Below are 16,191 nucleotides of genomic sequence, written 5' to 3' on the forward strand. Positions count from 1 at the left end.
GTCTTACACACGGCCGGGTTCACTCACCGACGGATGTGGCGTCGACCGCACGCCCGCGCGTGGCGGCCCAGGCCGGGACCAGGATGGCCACGAGCGAGAGCACCACGGCGATCGCGAGCACGGCCAGGTAGATCGTCACCGGCCCCGACGGCAGCAGCGACCCGGTCACCACCAGGCAGAACGGCACGATCGCGCCCGCCGCGACGAGCGTCCCGAGCAGCACCGCGATGGTCGCGATCAGGCCGCCCTCGACGCCGGCCATGCGCAGCACCTGGCCGCGGGTGAAGCCGCTCAGCCGCTGCACCCCGAACTCGCGGCGGCGCCGCGCGGTGGCCGTCACCAGCGTGTTCACCACGGAAATCACCGTGTACGCGACGATCATCCCGACCAGCAGGTAGTTGACCCAGGCGCCGACCTCGTTGCCCTTCGCGTGCGCCGCGATCAGCGTGCCGCGGTCGCCGACGAACACCGGCAGCCCGGCCGTCGCCTCGCGAAGGCGCGCGGTCAGCGTCGCCGGGTCGACGCCGGGGGCGGCGCGGACCAGCAACTGCGGGGCGAGCCCGAGCGTCGTGTGCGGGGCCAGCAGCTCCGCGGGCAGCACGAGCCGTTCGAAGCCGGGGCGCTGGTCGACGACGGCGGTGACCCGCACGGCCACCGGCGTGCCGTCGCCGAGCCGCAGCGACAGCGTGTCGCCGACGTGGTGGCCGAGCGTCGAGGGCACCTCGACGGCGTTCCCGGTCAGCTCGCTGACGCCTAGCGCGGGCCGGCCGTCGTCGTGCTGGCCCGAGTCGAACGGCTTCTCGACGAACACCGTGCTGGTGACGTACTCCGACGCCTCGGCCACCCCCGGCACCGCGCGCACCCGGCCCAGTACGGCCGGGTCGAGCCCGCCGGCCGCGCCGACGACGGCGTCCGCGCGCAGGTCCTCGGTGTAAGCCTGGTTCGAGACGGCTTCCTGGGTCGTCTGCAGGTAGATGTTGGCGGTCGCGATGCCGACGGCGAGCATGATCGGGGTGACCGCGCCGGCCGCCCGCACCGCGCCGACGCGGGTGTTGCGCAGCGCGACCCGGCCGTTGACGCCGGTGAGCGCCTCCACCGGCCAGCGCAGCAGCGTGGCCATCAGCTTCGTCACGCCGGGGCTGATCGCGGCGAGCCCGAACGCCCACAGCATCACCGCCGGGCCGGCCGTGCTGGCCGCGACCGGGCCGGTCATCACCGCGACCGTGACGATGCCGAGCGCCGTCCCGCCCGCGAAGCACAGGATCGCGGTGACCAGCCGGATCGGCGTCAGCCAGCGCCGCTCGACGGCGGCTTCGGCGAGCGCCTCGGTCGGGCGGATCCGCGCCGCCCGCCGTCCCGCCACGACGGACGCACCCACGACGGCCAGCAGCGACGCGCCCGCGGCGACCACCGCCGGGACCCAGCCCTGCCGGAACCGCAGCACATCGGGGACGACGTCGTGCTCCACGAGCCGATCGAACAGCCACTGCCCGAGCACCGGGCCGAGCACCACCGCGGCGCCGACCGCGAGCAGCCCGACGACGAGCGCCTCGCCGAGCACCATCCGCCGCAGCTGGCGCGGCGTCGTGCCGACCGCGCGCAGCAGCGCGAGTTCGCGCTGGCGCTGCTGCGTCGACAGCGTCAGCGTGCCCGCCACGACGAACACCATGACCATCGCGGAGAGCCCACCGGACACAGCGGCCAGCACGATCAGGTTCTCGCCGCCCTTGCCCGTCTCGGGGAACTCGAAAGCGCCGCGGTCGAGGCCGGTCGCCACCACACCGGCGTCGCCGACAGCCGCGGTCACGGCGGCGACGTCACCGCCGAAGACGCCGATGGTGTCGAACCGGCCCGGGTGCCCGGACAGCCGTCCGGCGTCCGCGGGCGCGAAGAACACCGCCGCGTCCCGCATGGCCTGGGGCGCCTCGGCGATGCCCGAGATCCGGTACTGGGCGACGCTGCCGTGCGCGGCGATCGGCAGCGTGTCCCCGACGGCGAGCCCGAGCCCGGCGTCGACCACGACTTCGCCCGGCTTCGGCGCCTGGCCGCTGAGCGCGTACGGCGTCAGCACGGCGGAATCCCAGGCGTGGCCGAGGGCGCTCGCGGCCCCGAGCTGCATGGGGAAGCTGAGTTCGCCGACGACGTTCGTGACGCCCGGGACCGCACGCAGGCGATCGGCCAGCGCCGCGTCCAGCCGGACGCGCTCGGGCAGGGTCGCGTTCTCGAACTTGTGCTTGTCGTCGGGCTCGAGGGTCGCCGGGTCGTCCTCCGGCAGCTTGAGCATCTGCTGCCCGCCGACGACGATCGGCGCCGCGGCCAGCCGCTGCACCGGCGTCTCGGACCGGATGCCGGTCTCCATCAGGCCACCGCACGCCGAGACGACCAGCGCACCGAAGAACACCGCGACGAACGTCGCCAGGAAGCCGCCTTTGCGCAGGCGGAGGGTCCGCAACGCCAGCTTGAACATCACGCCGCCACCTGGCCCCAGGCACCCAGGTGGGTCATCCGCTCGGCGACGGCTTCCGCGGTCGGGCGGGCCAACCGCCCGGCGATCCGGCCGTCGGCCAGGAACACGACGTCGTCGGCGTAGGACGCGGCGACCGGGTCGTGCGTCACCATGATCACCGTCTGGCCCGACGACCGCACGGAGTCGCGCAGCAGGCCGAGCACCTCGGCGGCGGTGCGGGTGTCGAGGGCGCCGGTCGGCTCGTCGGCGAACAGCACCGCGGGGTCGGTGACCAGGGCCCGCGCGATCGCGACGCGCTGCTGCTGGCCGCCGGACAGCTGACCGGGCAGGTGCTTGCGGCGCCCGTCGAGCCCGACGTGCGCGAGGATCCGCGCCACCAGCCGCTTGTCGGGGCGCTTGCCGGCCAGCTGCAGCGGCAGCACGACGTTCTGCTCGACCGTCAGCGCCGGGAGCAGGTTGAACGCCTGGAAGACGAAGCCGACGCGGTCGCGCCGCAGCTTCGTCAGGTAGGTCTCGTTCTTGCCGTCGAGGTCCTGGCCGTCGAGCACGACCCGGCCGGAGGTGGGCCGGTCGAGGCCGGCCGCGCAGTGCAGGAACGTGCTCTTGCCCGAGCCGGACGGGCCCATCACCGCGGTGAACCCGCCGCGCGGGAACGCGATCGAGACCCCGTCCAGCGCGACCACGCCGTCGCCGTACTCCTTGCGCACGGCCTCGAGCCGGACCGCGTCGGCTGCCTCGTGCCACCCAGTTGTCATGGGGAAAACGCTAGGGACGCAGCCCCCGGACCACCCTGGTGCAGACGCGCGTCTCGGAGGTGGGGACAGCCCTACCCGAGGGCACTTTCACGTGAAAGTGCCCTCTCAGGTGCGGCCGCGGCCGCCGCTGATCCGGCGCAGCACCGCGCGCGGCAGCAGGCCGCCGATCGCGACGACGACCTTGTACTGCAGGCTCGGCACGGAGATCACCTTGCCGCGGCGCAGGTCCGCGAGCGCCTCGCCGACCACCTGTTCGACACCCAGCCAGGCGATTTTCGGGCCGGATTTACCGATACCGGCCCGTTCGTGGAACTCGGTCGCCGTGAAGCCGGGGCAGAGCGCCATCATCCGGATGCCCTTCGGCAGCGACACGGCGATGCCTTCGGTGAAGGAAGTGACCCAGTTCTTGCTGGCCGTGTACGTCGAACCGCGGCCGCTGAAGAAGCCCGCGACGCTGCTGACCTGGATGATTTCGCCGTGCCCGCGTTCGATCATGCCGGGCAGCACGGCGCGGGTGAGCCGCAGGACCGCGGTGACGTTGACGTCGAGCTGGCGCTGCAGCGCGTCCGGCGGGATGGTCCAGAAGTCGCCGTTCAGCCCGAAGCCGGCGTTGTTCACCAGGAGGTCGACCGGCCCGGCGGCGAGCCGCTCCTCGACCGCCGTCCGGCCGTCCACTTCGGACAGATCGGCGGGCAGCACCTCGACCGCCACGCCGTGCTTTTCCCGCAGCTCAGCGGCGTAGGCCTCCAGCCGCGCGGCGTCCCTGGCGACGAGCACCAGGTCGTAGTTACCGGCGGCGAGCGTGCGCGCAAACTGCGCGCCGATGCCCGCCGTGGCGCCGGTGATGAGAGCGGTGTTCATCCGGGGGCTCCGCCACCCGGACCCCCGGCAAAGAAATCTGTGGTGGTCATGTGGGTGAACATACTCGCTGGTCACGGGTGGACGTGCGTTCGATTGGCCGGGGAAGTATCGTCCGCCGCATGGGTAAGCACAGCAGGCGCAAAAGCGGCTACCTGCCCAAGGTCGCCGCGGGCGCGGCCCCCGTCGCGCTGCTCTTCGCGGCCCCCGCCACGGCACTCGCGACCCAGACCGACATCACGCTGCCGATCGACCGCGTGACCCTCCCGGTCGACCACCGCCACGACGGCACCCTCGGCCGCGACATCTCGACGGCGACCGAGAACGAGACGTCGTCCGCGCGCGAAGTCGTGACGGCGACCCGCCACGACTTCGTCGCGAAGGAGGTGGCGGGCGCCCTGCTGATCAACGACCTCTCGGAGTCGGCGACCATCCGCCGCGAGGGACGGCAGAACGCGACGGCCGCTTCGGAGCGCGAGAGCGAATCGCTGGTCCGCACCGGCCAGCACGCGCTACGGCTGGGCGAGATCTCGGCGACCACGGCGAACAACCAGCGGCTCGGCCAGGCCGCAGCGCGGGACCTGTCGCTCACGCCCGGCCTGACGGGCACGACCGAACGCCGCCTCGGTGCCGGCGAAGGCACCAGCCACGGAATCTGGCTCGCGGACGGCGTCGACGTCCTGAGCCAGAACGCGGAGCAGCTGGACACGGGCCTGCGCGGCACCTTCGCCGGCGACCTCCGGGGCGCCCTGTCGGCCCGCAGGTCATCCGGCCAGGCGGTCGACCTGGGTCGCTTGGGCGCGGTGGGCACGACGTCCGAGCAGCACGCGACCGGCCAGCTCGCCGGCGTGCTGGACGTGGGCCAGAAGCACGAGCTGGGCGGCCAGCTGGGTCCGGCGTGGGGCCTGGCGAAGACGAGCCAGTCCCTCGGCCCGGCGGGGCCGGCGGGCTCCATCCGCGGCGACCTCGGCGTGGACCACGTGGTCCACGCCGAAGGCAGCACGACGTCGGTACGCGGGACGCTCGACCGGTCGGCGTCGCTCAGCGTGCTCGACCAGCGGCTGCTCGGCTTCTAGCTCTCGCTCGGCTTCGGTTCCGCGTCCGCGGGCGGCTGCTGGACCGGTGTCCCCGCTGCCGGGGTGCCCGGAGCGGTGGCCTCGGACGGGACCGGAGCGCTCGCCTGGTGGCGGCCCGCGTCGTAGTCCTCGTCGAACGGGTCGACGATGTCCGCGATCTCGCCCAGGTCGCGCAGGAGCCGCTCCAGCCGCGACGGGCCGGCCGTCGGGACCACGCTGGCCAGGACCCACTCGTTCTCGAGCCAGGCCACGCCGACGTCGCCGCCCAGCTGGTCCGCCGCGTCGACCAGCTCCTGCGTGATCACCACGCGGGCGCCGTCCGCGTCGTCCGCGAAGGCGTAGCGCGCTCCGATCGGGCCGAGCAACTCGGGCATGTCCGCGCGCTGGAAGGGGACGCTGGACAGCCACATCTCGATCGGGATGCGGTGCTTCTTGTTGCAGCGCACCGCGACCACGACCGCGGGGATCTGGCCCTCGGTCTCGATGTCGAAGATGAACACCGGGCGGCGGCCGTCGGAGGTGAAGGTCGAACCCGCGACCACGTTCACGGCCGCGTCCGCGCCGAAGTAGCCGATCGCGCCGTTGGACCACTGCTGCGGCAGGCGCTCGTCCTCCTCGACGAACTGCCAGCCGCGCAACTGTGCCCAGCGCATTCGCTCGCGGTTGCGCGAGCCCTCCTTCGCCCGGTCGGCCGCGAGCAGCCCCAGCCCCGCCACCAGGGCGACGGCCGCGATGACGAACCAGATCCACGCCGGAATACCCACGACCGCCAGGGTATCGCCTGTTACACCGGAGGGATGATCGCCGGTACCCGTGTCGCCGGGCCCATTCGGAGCATTTTCCGCCTTCCCGGGTCGACAAATCGCCACGAACCACTGTGGACAGCCGTGAAGGCCACCTTCAGGAAGATAAACTTCCTCAAGGTGGCCTTCACGAACCGTCAGACGCGGGTGACGGTCAGCGCGTTGCCGGCCTCCAGCTCCGGGCCGTCGACGCGCACCGTGTCGCCGTCGCGGATCTCGCCCGACAGCAGCTCCTTCGCGAGCTTGTCGCCGATCGCCGACTGGATCAGCCGCCGCAGCGGGCGGGCGCCGTAGATCGGGTCGAAGCCGTTGAGCGCGAGCCACTCGCGGGCACTGTCGGTGACCTCCAGGTTCAGCCGCCGCTGGTCCAGCCGCTTCGCCAGCCGGGCCACCTGGATGTCCACAATGGACGTCAGCTGCTCGGTGCCGAGCGAGTGGAACACGACGATGTCGTCGAGCCGGTTGAGGAACTCCGGCTTGAACTGCCGCTGCACGGTGTCCAGCACCGCGTCCCGCCGCTGCCGCTCGTCGAGCGACGGGTCGGCGATGGCCTGCGAGCCGAGGTTCGACGTCAGGATCAGGATGGTGTTGCGGAAGTCCACCGTCCGGCCCTGGCCGTCGGTCAGCCGCCCGTCGTCGAGGACCTGCAGCAGCACGTCGAAGACGTCCGGGTGGGCCTTCTCGACCTCGTCGAGCAGCACCACCGAGTACGGGCGGCGCCGCACGGACTCGGTCAGCTGGCCGCCCTGGTCGTAGCCGACGTACCCCGGCGGGGCACCGACCAGGCGCGCCACCGAGTGCTTCTCGGCGTACTCGCTCATGTCGATGCGCTGCATCGCGCGCTCGTCGTCGAACAGGAACTCGGCCAGCGCCTTGGCCAGCTCGGTCTTGCCGACGCCGGTGGGGCCGAGGAACAGGAACGAGCCGGTCGGGCGATCGGGGTCGGCGACGCCGGCCCGGGCGCGGCGGACCGCGTCCGCGACGACCTGCACGGCCTCGGCCTGCCCGATGACGCGCCGGGTCAGCTCCTCCTCCATCCGGAGCAGCTTGCCGGTCTCGCCCTCCAGCAGCCGTCCGGCCGGGATGCCGGTCCACGCGCTGACCACGTCCGCGACGTCGTCCGCACCGACCTCCTCCTTGAGCATCACGTTCTGCTGGCTGGCCTCGCTCGCCGCGGTGGCCGCTTCGAACTCCTTCTCCAGCGCGGGGATCCGGCCGTAGCGCAGCTCGGCTGCCTTGCCGAGGTCGCCGTCGCGCTCGGCGCGCTCCGACTCTCCGCGCAGCTGCTCGAGCTGTTCCTTCAGCTCGCGGACCTTCTCGATCGAGCCCTTCTCGTTCTGCCAGCGCGCGGTCAGCGCGGTCAGCGTCTCGCGCTTCTCCGCCAGTTCCGCCCGCAGCGCCGCCAGCCGGTCACGAGAAGCGGCGTCGCTCTCCTTGGCGAGCGCCATCTCCTCGATCTCCAGCCGGCGCACGGCGCGCTCGACCTCGTCGATCTCCACCGGCCGCGAGTCGATCTCCATGCGGAGCTTCGACGCGGCCTCGTCGACCAGGTCGATCGCCTTGTCCGGCAGGAAGCGCGCGGTGATGTAGCGGTCGGACAGCGTCGCCGCGGCGACCAGCGCGGCGTCCGTGATCCGGACACCGTGGTGCACCTCGTAGCGCTCCTTCAGCCCGCGCAGGATCGCGATGGTGTCCTCCGGCGACGGCTCGCCGACGAGCACCTGCTGGAAGCGCCGCTCCAGCGCGGCGTCCTTCTCGATGTGCTGGCGGTACTCGTCGAGCGTGGTCGCGCCGACCATCCGCAGCTCGCCGCGGGCGAGCATCGGCTTGATCATGTTTCCCGCGTCCATCGCGCCCTCGCCGGTGGCGCCTGCGCCGACGATGGTGTGCAGCTCGTCGATGAAGGTGACGACCTCGCCCGCGGAGTCGGTGATCTCCTTGAGCACGGCCTTCAGCCGCTCTTCGAACTCGCCGCGGTACTTGGCGCCGGCCACCATCGACCCGAGGTCGAGGGCGACGACGCGCTTGCCGCGCAGCGACTCCGGCACGTCACCGGCGACGATGCGCTGGGCCAGCCCTTCGACGATGGCCGTCTTGCCGACGCCCGGCTCGCCGATCAGGACCGGGTTGTTCTTCGTGCGCCGCGACAGCACCTGCACGACGCGGCGGATCTCGGTGTCGCGGCCGATGACCGGGTCGAGCTCGCCGGCGCGGGCGCGCTCGGTGAGGTCGACGCCGTACTTTTCGAGCGCCTTGAACGTGCTCTCGGGGTCCGCGCTGGTGATCCGGGCCGAGCCGCGGACCTTGGCGAACGCCTCCTGCAGCGCGTCCGGCGTCGCGCCGTGGCGTTTGAGCAGGTCGGCGACCTGGCCGCCCTCGGTCGCGAGCCCGACGAGCAGGTGCTCGGTCGAGACGTACTCATCGCCCAGCTGGGTGGCGAGCTTCTGGGCGCGCGTCAGCGACTTGACCGCGTACGTGTCGAACTGCGGGCTCGACACGGTCGCGCCGGTCGCGGACGGCAGCGCCGCGGTGAGCGGCTCGAGCTCCTTGTGCACCACCTCCGGGTCGGCCCCGACCGCGGTCAGCAGCGGTGCGGTCAGCCCCTCACCCTGCGCCAGCAGGGCGCCCAGCAGATGGGCGGCCGACACGTGCGGGTTGCCGGCCATGGTGGCCGCCTGCGCCGCGGACGAGATCGCCTGCTGGGTCTTCGTGGTCGGGTTGAAAGCGTCCATCCCTCACCTCATGCTCGATACTGCGAGAAGTCCTGGTGACCGGCCTGACCGTGCCGGTCACTGTCTTTAACGCACGAAAACTTGAGTCTGTTCCGCTCAACTCTGTCCGGGTGCGACCGCGCTCGCCGGCAACCGCGACCCGAGGGTGCCGAGCCCGGCCACGGCGAGACCGGCACACGTCCCCACCAGCACCCAGGGTAACCAGTCGGCGACCGAGAACAAGGCCACCACGGCGGGCGCGATCACCTGCGCCACGGTGAACGCGTACTGGTACGCAGCGAGATAACGTCCGCGGGCGACCGGAGGTGCCGCGGCCTCGGCGAGCGCCCCCGATCTCGGTCCGAAGACCAGGTCGCCGGCGGCGAACACCAGGGTCGACATCAGCAGGTACGCCACCTGCCAGGCGGCGGGCACGAGCAGCACGCCCAGGCTGACCAGGCACCACGCGGAGAACAACGCCGAACCGACGCGCATCGCCGCGATCCGCGTCAGCCGGGCGGTGAGCCGCAGCGCGAGCGTGCCGCCGACGCTGGTCAGCACGGTGAGCAGGGCGAGGATGGCACCCGGCAGCCAGGCCGGGCCGTGCAGCCGGTCGAGCACGAACACCGGCGTGCCGATCAGGAAGAAGTCCAGCGAGAGCCCGAAGAGCCCGCTGAAGGTGATGAGAGCGAGGTACGGCCGGTCACGCAGCACGCGCACCGACCGTTCGCAGACCGGCCGGTGCGGCCGCGCGAGCCGGACGGAGAAGACGAGGATCGACGCGGCCACGAAGAACGTCAGCGCGTCCACCGCGAGTGCGATGCGGTAGCCGTCGCTCCCGAGCCACGTCAGCAACGCACCCGCGGCCAGCCCGCCCATGCCGAAGGAGGCGGCCCGCGCCATCCCCGCCTCGGCGAACGGCCGGTCCTTCGGGCCGTCGCCCGCGATGTCGGCGATGAGCCCGGACAGGGAGCTGTAGAAGAGCTGCTGCCCGGCGGAGAGCAGGACGGCCGCGACCACCACCAGGCCCGCGCTGTCGGCGATCAGGTACGCCCCCACGCCCGCGGCCTGCAGCAGCTGGGCGCAGACCACCACGGCGCGCGGCCCGACCCGGTCGACGAACCGGCCGGCCAGCGGCGGCACGACGAGCCCCCCGACCGCACCGAGGGTGACGGCGGTGCCGGCCACGGCCAGCGGCACACCGACCACCTGCGTCACGTAGACCAGTGCCAACGGGAGAAACAGACCTGAGCCGAAGTTGTCGATTCCCAGCGCGCACAGCAGTGCGACCCGGTCACGCGTCACCCATCGACGTTAACCCGGACGAATGCCCCCAAGTCAGGACCGAACGGACAGTTTCCGCAGAGGAAAGTGACACTTCAGGTGTGTCTTTTTCCTCTGCTGTCACTTGTTCGTGTCAGCCAGGCAGGCGTCGCTGCCGAGCGCGCGGCGGAGGTCGGCGTTCATCTCCGCCAGCCGCGCGGTGAGGTCGGTGACGCGCGCGTCGTCCCAGCCGCCGAGCGCCTGCTCCATGAACTCGGTGTAGCTGGCGCGCCAGCGGGCGAGCTCGGCCCGGCCTTTCTCGGACACGCTGACCAGGGACGCCCGGCCGTCTTCGGGCGCGGGACGGCGGTCGACCAGTCCGGCCGCGGACAGCTGGCTGATCTGCCTGCTGACGACCGAGAGGTCGACGAACCGGCGTTTCGCCAGCTCGGACGGCCGCGTCTCGCCGTTCTTCGCCAGGTCGGACAGCAGCATCGCGGCCGCCGGGTGCAGCCCCGGCTCGCTCTGCCAGGCTTGCATGATCCAGGCGTGCTGGAGCTGGGAAGCGGACTTCAGCTCCCGCATGAGCTCGACCCGGACGTCGTCGTCGGTGTTGTCGAAGCCCGCAGACACCCCTGACACCTCCCTTGGTTGCGCCATACAAGTATATTGCCGGACGCTTGCTCCGGCCAACCATCGCAGCGGTGAGGTCGCCCACGCCTGACCGGGCGTAATACACCCGGTCGGAGCAACAATGCGGGCAAAAGGGCGCCCGGCCGCTACCCTGCGGACGGACCGCGCGCGCGGCCCCGGCGAGTGACGTTGAGTGACGAGGTGGCAGCAGTGGCGAAGGACCCCGTTGGCGGTCCCCGACCCGTGAACAACCCCTCATGACAGCCGATTCCGTCAGCCCGCTCCCCAGGTCCTCGGCCCCGCGCGAAGCCCCCGCGGCCGTGACCGCGATGGTCCGGCTCATCCGGGACAGCTGGGCCAGGTCCGAGCCGTACATCGCGGAGATCTCGCAGTTCTTCTACGGGATGCTGTTCACCCTCGCCCCGACCACACGCGACTTCTTCCCGATCAACATGGAGATCCAGCGCGGCAGGCTGGTGCGCGCGCTGGTGCACATCGTGCAGATGGTCGACCGGCCCGACGACCTCGCGCCGTTCCTGCGCCAGCTGGGCCGCGACCACCGCAAGTTCGGCGTGGTGCCCCGGCACTACGAAGCGGTCGGCACCGCGCTGCTGGCGTCGCTCAAGAACCACCTCGGCCCGGCGTGGACGCCGGAGGTCGAGCGCGCGTGGGCCGAGGCGTTCACCATCGCCGCGCGGGCCATGCAGGACGCCGCCGCGGCCGACACGAACCCGCCGTCGTGGTCGGCCACCGTGGTCGAGCACCGGCGGCTGACCTGGGACCTCGCCCTGGTGCGGCTGATGCCCGACCGGCCCCTCCCCTACCACCCCGGCCAGTACGTGAGCGTCGAAGTGCCGCAGCGGCCACGGTTGTGGCGCTACTTCTCGCCGGCCAACGCGCCTCGCGAGGACGGCGGCATCGAGTTCCACGTCCGCGCGATCGACGGCGGCTGGGTCTCCCGCGCCGTCGTCAGCCACACCCAGCCCGGGGACGTCTGGCGGCTCGGCCCGCCGCTGGGCCGGATGACGGTCGACCGGGAGGCGTCGCGGGCCGTGCTGATGGTCGCCGGCGGGACGGGCATCGCGCCGCTGCGGTCGATCCTCGACCACCTCGCGCTGTGGGGCGAGAACCCGAAGACCCACCTGTTCTACGGCGGCCCGGCCCGCGAGGACCTCTACGACCTCGAAGAGCTGCGCGCGCTCGCCGCGACGAACCCCTGGCTGACCGTCACGCCGGTCGTGGAGCGCGGCGGCGACGTCCCGGGGTTCGAGCAGGGGACGCTGGCCGAGGCCGTCACCCGGTACGGTTCCTGGCCCGGCCACCACATCCTGGTGTCCGGCTCACCGGCGATGATCCGCGCGACGGTGTCGCGCATGCTGGTCGCGGGCAGCGCGCTGGACCAGATCCAGTACGACCCGTTCACGATCGACTAGCCGTCACCGGGCGGTCGGCAATCCGCCGTCCGGTGAATGATTCGTTATGGTTCGGAAATCGGCAGCCGGTAACGGATGAATCCGGCATCGTGATCATTTTTACGCTGCGACAGACGGGGCTAACCGGGCGTACTTGAATTGCTCCGTTCGAGCGGGAAGGCGCGTAATCACGCGCATCTGCACGGGAATTCGCCTACAGTCGGGAACCCTCGGGGGCGGCACCGCCACAGCGACGCCGCATGCACGGCGCGAAAGCCTTTGCACGACTGGAGAATGCCGTTCCCGATGAATGCTGAATCCGTGAAGATCTCCACCGTGCCCGAGACGCTTCCTGTTTCGGCCGTGGAAGGTCGAGAGATGGCCCGGTTGATTCGTGAGAGTTTTGCGGAGGTCGAACCGAAAGCAGATGAACTGGCGCAGTACTTCTACGGTGCGTTGTTCGTGGTCGCCCCCGATTGCCGGGATCTTTTCCCGGTCACCATGACGACGCAGCGGAGCAGGCTGCTGCGCGCACTGGTGTACGTGGTGCAGATGGTCGACCGGCCCGACGAGCTGGTCACCTTCCTCGGCCAGCTCGGCCGCGACCACCGCAAGTTCGCCGTCGTCTCCCGCCACTACGACGCCGTGGGCGTGGCGCTGATCGCCGCGCTCAAACGGTTCCTCAAGGAGAAGTGGACCCCCCAGGTCGAATCGGCGTGGACTTCGGCCTACGGGCTCATCGCCAAGACGATGCGCGAAGCCGCCCAGTCCGAGACGGGGCCGGCGGCGTGGTCGGCGACCGTGCTGGAGCACCGGAAGCTCAGCCGCGACGTCGCGCTGGTGAAGGTGCGCACGGAGGGACTGCTGCCCTACCGCGCCGGCGGGTACGTCAGCGTCGAAGTGCCACAGCGGCCGCGGTTCTGGCGGTACCTTTCGCCGGCGAACGCACCCCGCGGCGACGGTCAGCTGAGCTTCCACGTGCGCGCGGTGCCCGGCGGCTGGGTCAGCGGGAGCATCGTCAACCACACGAAACCGGGCGACGTCTGGCGCCTCGGGCCGTCGATGGGCGTGCTGAACGTGCGCCCGACGTCCACGAAACGACGGCTGCTGCTGATCGGCGGCGGCACCGGGATCACGCCGCTGCTGGCGATCCTCGACGACCTTTCACGCTGGAAGCGGAACCCGCCCGTGCACCTGTTCTTCGGCGGCCGCCGGCCGGATGACCTGTACGCGCTGGCCGAGCTGCGCCGGCTGGCCGCGACGTCGAAGTGGCTGACGGTCACCCCGGTCACCGAGGAGGGCGCACTGGCCGGCGGCGACCGCGGCACGCTCGCCCACGCCGTCACCCAGCGCGGCACGTGGCGGAACCACGACGTCCTCGTGTCCGGATCGCCGCAGATGATCCAGGCGACCGTCGCCAAGCTGCTGGCCAGGGGGATCGAGCTGGAACGAATATCCTACGACCCCTTCACCCTGGACTGAGGTTTTCTCGCTATCTTCGCCGATATGGAGATGACTATTCCGGTTCCGGACGGCACGATCGGCGGCTACCTGGCGGAACCCGCCGGCGCGGGACCCCACCCGGGCGTGGTGCTGATCCACGACGCGTTCGGGCTGAGCCAGGACACGAAGAACATCACCGACCGCTTCGCCCGCGAGGGGTATCTCGCGCTCAGCCCGGACCTGTATTCGCGTGGGGGCATGCGCCGCTGCGTCCGCCGGGTGTTCTCGGACATGTTCGCGAACCGCGGCCGCAGCTTCGACGACATCGAGGCGGCCCGCGCGCTCCTGGCCGGGCGCGAGGACAGCTCGGGCCGGATCGGCATCGCCGGGTTCTGCATGGGGGGCGGCTTCGCGCTCGTTGCGGCGTCACGCGGGTTCGACGCGTCCGCGCCGTACTACGGGCAGCTGCCGAAGAACCTGTCGGTGCTGGACGACGCCTGCCCGGTCGTCGCCAGCTTCGGCAAGAAGGACTTCGGGTTGCGCGGCGCCGCGGCGAAGCTCGAGACGGCACTCACCGAGCGCGACATCCCCCACGACGTCAAGGAGTACCCGGACGCCAGCCACGGGTTCGCCAACAAGATCGACACTGTGGCGCCGGTGAACCTGCTGCTCAAGGTCGTCGGCTTCACCTACCACCACGAATCGGCCGAAGACGCGTGGCGCCGGGTGACGTCCTTCTTCGGCGAACACCTGCAGCAGCCGTCCCGACCTTCGCACTGAGCCGAGCGGAGCAGCGCATTCGTCGAACGGCGGTAGTTCGTTGACCGTTGTGCCCGAATCGCCTTATGGTCTAGACCACATCTTCCCCGGATGTGCTCGTTCGTCCTCCCTCTTCGGAACAACGCTGTTCCCCTTCGAGGAGCCGAAATGACCTGGAAAAGAAAGCTCTTCGCGGCCGCTGCCGGAGCCCTGCTCGCGCCGGTGCTGGTCGTCGTCCTCCCCGCCACCTCCGCGAGCGCCCACGGTTACGTGTCCGATCCACCCAGCCGGCAGGCCAACTGCGCGGCCGGGAAGGTGTCGGGCTGCGGCAACATCGTCTACGAACCGCAGAGCGTCGAAGGCCCGAAGGGGCTGCGCAGCTGCAACGGCGGGTTGTCGCAGTTCGCCGAGCTGACCGACGAGTCGAAGCCGTGGCCGGCCAAGTCGGTGGGCAGCACGGTGACGTTCAACTGGGTGTTCACCGCCCGGCACTCGACGTCGAACTACGAGTACTACGTCGGCAGCACCCGGGTCGCGGTGTTCAGCGGCAACAACCAGCAGCCGCCGCCGACGCTGTCGCACACGGTGAACCTGGCCGGCTATTCGGGCCGGATCAAGGTGCTGGCGATCTGGAACATCGCGGACACGGCCAACGCGTTCTACAGCTGCGTCGACCTCCAGGTCGGCGGAGGCGGCACCCCGCCGCCGACCACCACGCCGCCCCCGACCACGACCCCGCCGCCCACCACGACCCCGCCCCCGACGACCAAGCCGCCGACGGGTGGAACGTGGGCGGCGGGCACGGCGTACAAGGCGGGCGACGTCGTGACCTACGGCGGCGCGAGCTACCGCTGCATCCAGCCGCACACGGCGATCGCGGGCTGGGAGCCGCCGAACACCCCGGCGCTCTGGCAGCGCCAGTGAAAGTGGTCCTGGCCGTCGTCGCGCTGCTGCTGACAGGTTGCGCGACGACGGCCGCCCCGCAGCACAACGCGGCCGACGTGATGTTCCTGCAGATGCTGATTCCCCAGAACCGGCAGGGCATCGAGATCGTCCGGCTGGCGGCGGCCCGCCCGCTCCCGGCGGAGGTCAAGGAGCTGGCGGCGGCGATCGAGGTGACGCAGCAGACCGAGATCGACGACATGCGCCGCTGGCTCCACGACTGGAACCAGCCCGAGGCGGTGGACCTGAACCCCCACGCCCACGCGGGCCACGGCGGCCTGAAGACGACCTCGCCGGACCTGGTGGGAGCCCTGAAGACGGCCCCGGACGGCGAGTTCACCCGCCGGTTCCTGGACGTCCTGACCGGACAGCAGCAAGGAGCGGTCGAGCTGGCCCAGACGGAGAACGGGGGAGGCGGCGGAGTCAACGCGCAGGCGCGAGACCTGGCCCGCCGGGTGATCGAGTCCCGGACGGCCGAGGTGAAGCAGTTGCTGAACGTCAAGACGTAACCCGCGGCGCGGGGTCGCGAGGGACGCCTCGCGGTCCCGCTTATGCGCGAAGGCCTCCCCGGTCGCCCGGGGAGGCCTTCGTCGCTTCGGTGCCCAGCGGCGCTCTGGTGCCCAGCGGCGCTCTGGTGGTCAGCGGCGCTTGGGACGCCAGACCACCAGCGCCGTCTGCTGGTTGAGCGGCACCAGGTCCCGGCGGTAGGACGCGTGCGCCGCCGCCGTTGCCTGTTCCGCCGCCACGTACGCCGCGGTCAGTTCCTCCGTCAGCTCGGAGATCCGGGCCCGCAGCGCGTCGACCTGGTTCTCCAGCTCGATGATGCGCTTGATGCCGGCCAGGTTGACGCCGTCCTCCTGCGACAGGCGCTGAACCTCGCGCAGCAGCGCGATGTCCCGCATCGAGTAGCGCCGCCCGCCGCCGGGGGTACGGCCCGGTGACACCAGGCCCTGCCGGTCGTACGTGCGCAACGTCTGCGCGTGCATCCCGGCGAGCTGGGCCGCCACCGAGATGACGAACACCGGGGTCTCCTCGTCCCCTTCCTGGGGAATCCCGCCGAACACCACTC

14 protein-coding genes are annotated in these 16,191 nt (G+C 71.4%); 6 read left to right on the forward strand and 8 right to left on the reverse strand.

All coding sequences use genetic code 11. From position 1 onward, the window contains the following. Positions 1–19: 19 nt before the first annotated feature. The 3 genes from ACLJQF_RS13425 to ACLJQF_RS13435 form a co-directional block, all read right to left on the reverse strand. Positions 20–2,467, reverse strand: coding sequence for an ABC transporter permease (locus ACLJQF_RS13425; protein ID WP_410609025.1), 2,448 nt, complete (start codon positions 2,465–2,467; stop codon positions 20–22). Then, positions 2,467–3,222 carry an ABC transporter ATP-binding protein gene (locus ACLJQF_RS13430; RefSeq protein ID WP_410608669.1) on the reverse strand — a complete coding sequence of 252 codons (756 nt, stop codon included), beginning with the start codon at positions 3,220–3,222 and terminating at the stop codon, positions 2,467–2,469. Before ACLJQF_RS13430 ends, ACLJQF_RS13425 begins: the two co-directional genes overlap by 1 nt. Positions 3,223–3,327: 105 nt before the next feature. After that, a complete protein-coding gene (locus ACLJQF_RS13435) occupies positions 3,328–4,083 on the reverse strand; it encodes an SDR family NAD(P)-dependent oxidoreductase (RefSeq protein WP_410608670.1) in 756 nt (251 codons plus the stop codon). A gap of 119 nt (positions 4,084–4,202) precedes the next feature. Between ACLJQF_RS13435 and ACLJQF_RS13440 the strand changes: the two genes are divergently transcribed. Continuing rightward, complete coding sequence (locus tag ACLJQF_RS13440; RefSeq protein ID WP_410608671.1) at positions 4,203–5,156, forward strand: hypothetical protein; 954 nt, start codon at positions 4,203–4,205, stop codon at positions 5,154–5,156. On the opposite strand, the gene ACLJQF_RS13445 is transcribed toward ACLJQF_RS13440, so the two are convergent. From ACLJQF_RS13445 to ACLJQF_RS13460, 4 genes are all read right to left on the reverse strand, one after another. Further along, positions 5,153–5,920, reverse strand: a complete 768-nt coding sequence (locus ACLJQF_RS13445) for a hypothetical protein (protein WP_410608672.1) — start codon at positions 5,918–5,920, stop codon at positions 5,153–5,155. The two genes, ACLJQF_RS13440 and ACLJQF_RS13445, sit on opposite strands and share 4 nt — an antisense overlap. A 176-nt stretch (positions 5,921–6,096) precedes the next feature. After that, positions 6,097–8,691 (reverse strand): ATP-dependent chaperone ClpB, encoded by a 2,595-nt coding sequence (gene clpB, locus ACLJQF_RS13450; protein WP_410608673.1) that lies wholly within the window; start codon positions 8,689–8,691, stop codon positions 6,097–6,099. Positions 8,692–8,787: 96 nt separating this feature from the next. Continuing rightward, positions 8,788–9,975 carry an MFS transporter gene (locus ACLJQF_RS13455; protein ID WP_410608675.1) on the reverse strand — a complete coding sequence of 396 codons (1,188 nt, stop codon included), beginning with the start codon at positions 9,973–9,975 and terminating at the stop codon, positions 8,788–8,790. 99 nt (positions 9,976–10,074) lie between these two features. Then, entirely contained in the window at positions 10,075–10,518 is a 444-nt protein-coding gene (locus ACLJQF_RS13460) for a MarR family winged helix-turn-helix transcriptional regulator (protein ID WP_410609026.1), read from the reverse strand. A gap of 305 nt (positions 10,519–10,823) precedes the next feature. On the opposite strand from ACLJQF_RS13460, the gene ACLJQF_RS13465 reads away from it, so the two are divergent. From ACLJQF_RS13465 to ACLJQF_RS13485, 5 genes are all read left to right on the forward strand, one after another. Then, complete coding sequence (locus ACLJQF_RS13465) at positions 10,824–11,999, forward strand: globin domain-containing protein (protein WP_410608676.1); 1,176 nt, start codon at positions 10,824–10,826, stop codon at positions 11,997–11,999. Between the two features lie 357 nt (positions 12,000–12,356). Beyond that, the gene (locus ACLJQF_RS13470) at positions 12,357–13,460 is read left to right on the forward strand and encodes a globin domain-containing protein (RefSeq protein WP_410608678.1); all 1,104 of its coding nucleotides are present in this window, start codon (positions 12,357–12,359) and stop codon (positions 13,458–13,460) included. Positions 13,461–13,484: 24 nt separating this feature from the next. After that, on the forward strand, positions 13,485–14,201 hold the full coding sequence (locus tag ACLJQF_RS13475) for a dienelactone hydrolase family protein (protein ID WP_410608679.1): 717 nt from the start codon (positions 13,485–13,487) through the stop codon (positions 14,199–14,201). A gap of 147 nt (positions 14,202–14,348) precedes the next feature. Next, positions 14,349–15,104 carry a lytic polysaccharide monooxygenase gene (locus ACLJQF_RS13480; RefSeq protein ID WP_410608681.1) on the forward strand — a complete coding sequence of 252 codons (756 nt, stop codon included), beginning with the start codon at positions 14,349–14,351 and terminating at the stop codon, positions 15,102–15,104. Continuing rightward, positions 15,101–15,631: a DUF305 domain-containing protein gene (locus ACLJQF_RS13485; RefSeq protein WP_410608683.1), complete on the forward strand. Its 531-nt coding sequence runs from the start codon at positions 15,101–15,103 to the stop codon at positions 15,629–15,631. The genes ACLJQF_RS13480 and ACLJQF_RS13485 overlap by 4 nt, the downstream gene beginning before the upstream one ends. Before the next feature lie 129 nt (positions 15,632–15,760). Here the strand turns inward: ACLJQF_RS13485 and ACLJQF_RS13490 are convergent, their stop codons facing one another. Beyond that, positions 15,761–16,186 (reverse strand): heat shock protein transcriptional repressor HspR, encoded by a 426-nt coding sequence (locus ACLJQF_RS13490; protein ID WP_200876559.1) that lies wholly within the window; start codon positions 16,184–16,186, stop codon positions 15,761–15,763. Positions 16,187–16,191 lie beyond the last annotated feature (5 nt).

Origin of the sequence: Amycolatopsis sp. lyj-109 (assembly GCF_046548995.1) — a bacterium.
Classification (GTDB): domain Bacteria; phylum Actinomycetota; class Actinomycetes; order Mycobacteriales; family Pseudonocardiaceae; genus Amycolatopsis.

Coding starts and splice junctions, on each gene's coding strand:
- ACLJQF_RS13465 (WP_410608676.1), top strand. CDS start 10,824: ATGACAGCCGATTCCGTCAGCCCGCTCCCCAGGTCCTCGGCCCCGCGC.
- ACLJQF_RS13425 (WP_410609025.1), bottom strand. CDS start 2,467: ATGTTCAAGCTGGCGTTGCGGACCCTCCGCCTGCGCAAAGGCGGCTTC.
- clpB (WP_410608673.1), bottom strand. CDS start 8,691: ATGGACGCTTTCAACCCGACCACGAAGACCCAGCAGGCGATCTCGTCC.
- ACLJQF_RS13460 (WP_410609026.1), bottom strand. CDS start 10,518: ATGCGGGAGCTGAAGTCCGCTTCCCAGCTCCAGCACGCCTGGATCATG.
- ACLJQF_RS13435 (WP_410608670.1), bottom strand. CDS start 4,083: ATGAACACCGCTCTCATCACCGGCGCCACGGCGGGCATCGGCGCGCAG.
- ACLJQF_RS13475 (WP_410608679.1), top strand. CDS start 13,485: ATGGAGATGACTATTCCGGTTCCGGACGGCACGATCGGCGGCTACCTG.
- ACLJQF_RS13470 (WP_410608678.1), top strand. CDS start 12,357: ATGGCCCGGTTGATTCGTGAGAGTTTTGCGGAGGTCGAACCGAAAGCA.
- ACLJQF_RS13480 (WP_410608681.1), top strand. CDS start 14,349: ATGACCTGGAAAAGAAAGCTCTTCGCGGCCGCTGCCGGAGCCCTGCTC.
- ACLJQF_RS13440 (WP_410608671.1), top strand. CDS start 4,203: ATGGGTAAGCACAGCAGGCGCAAAAGCGGCTACCTGCCCAAGGTCGCC.
- ACLJQF_RS13430 (WP_410608669.1), bottom strand. CDS start 3,222: ATGACAACTGGGTGGCACGAGGCAGCCGACGCGGTCCGGCTCGAGGCC.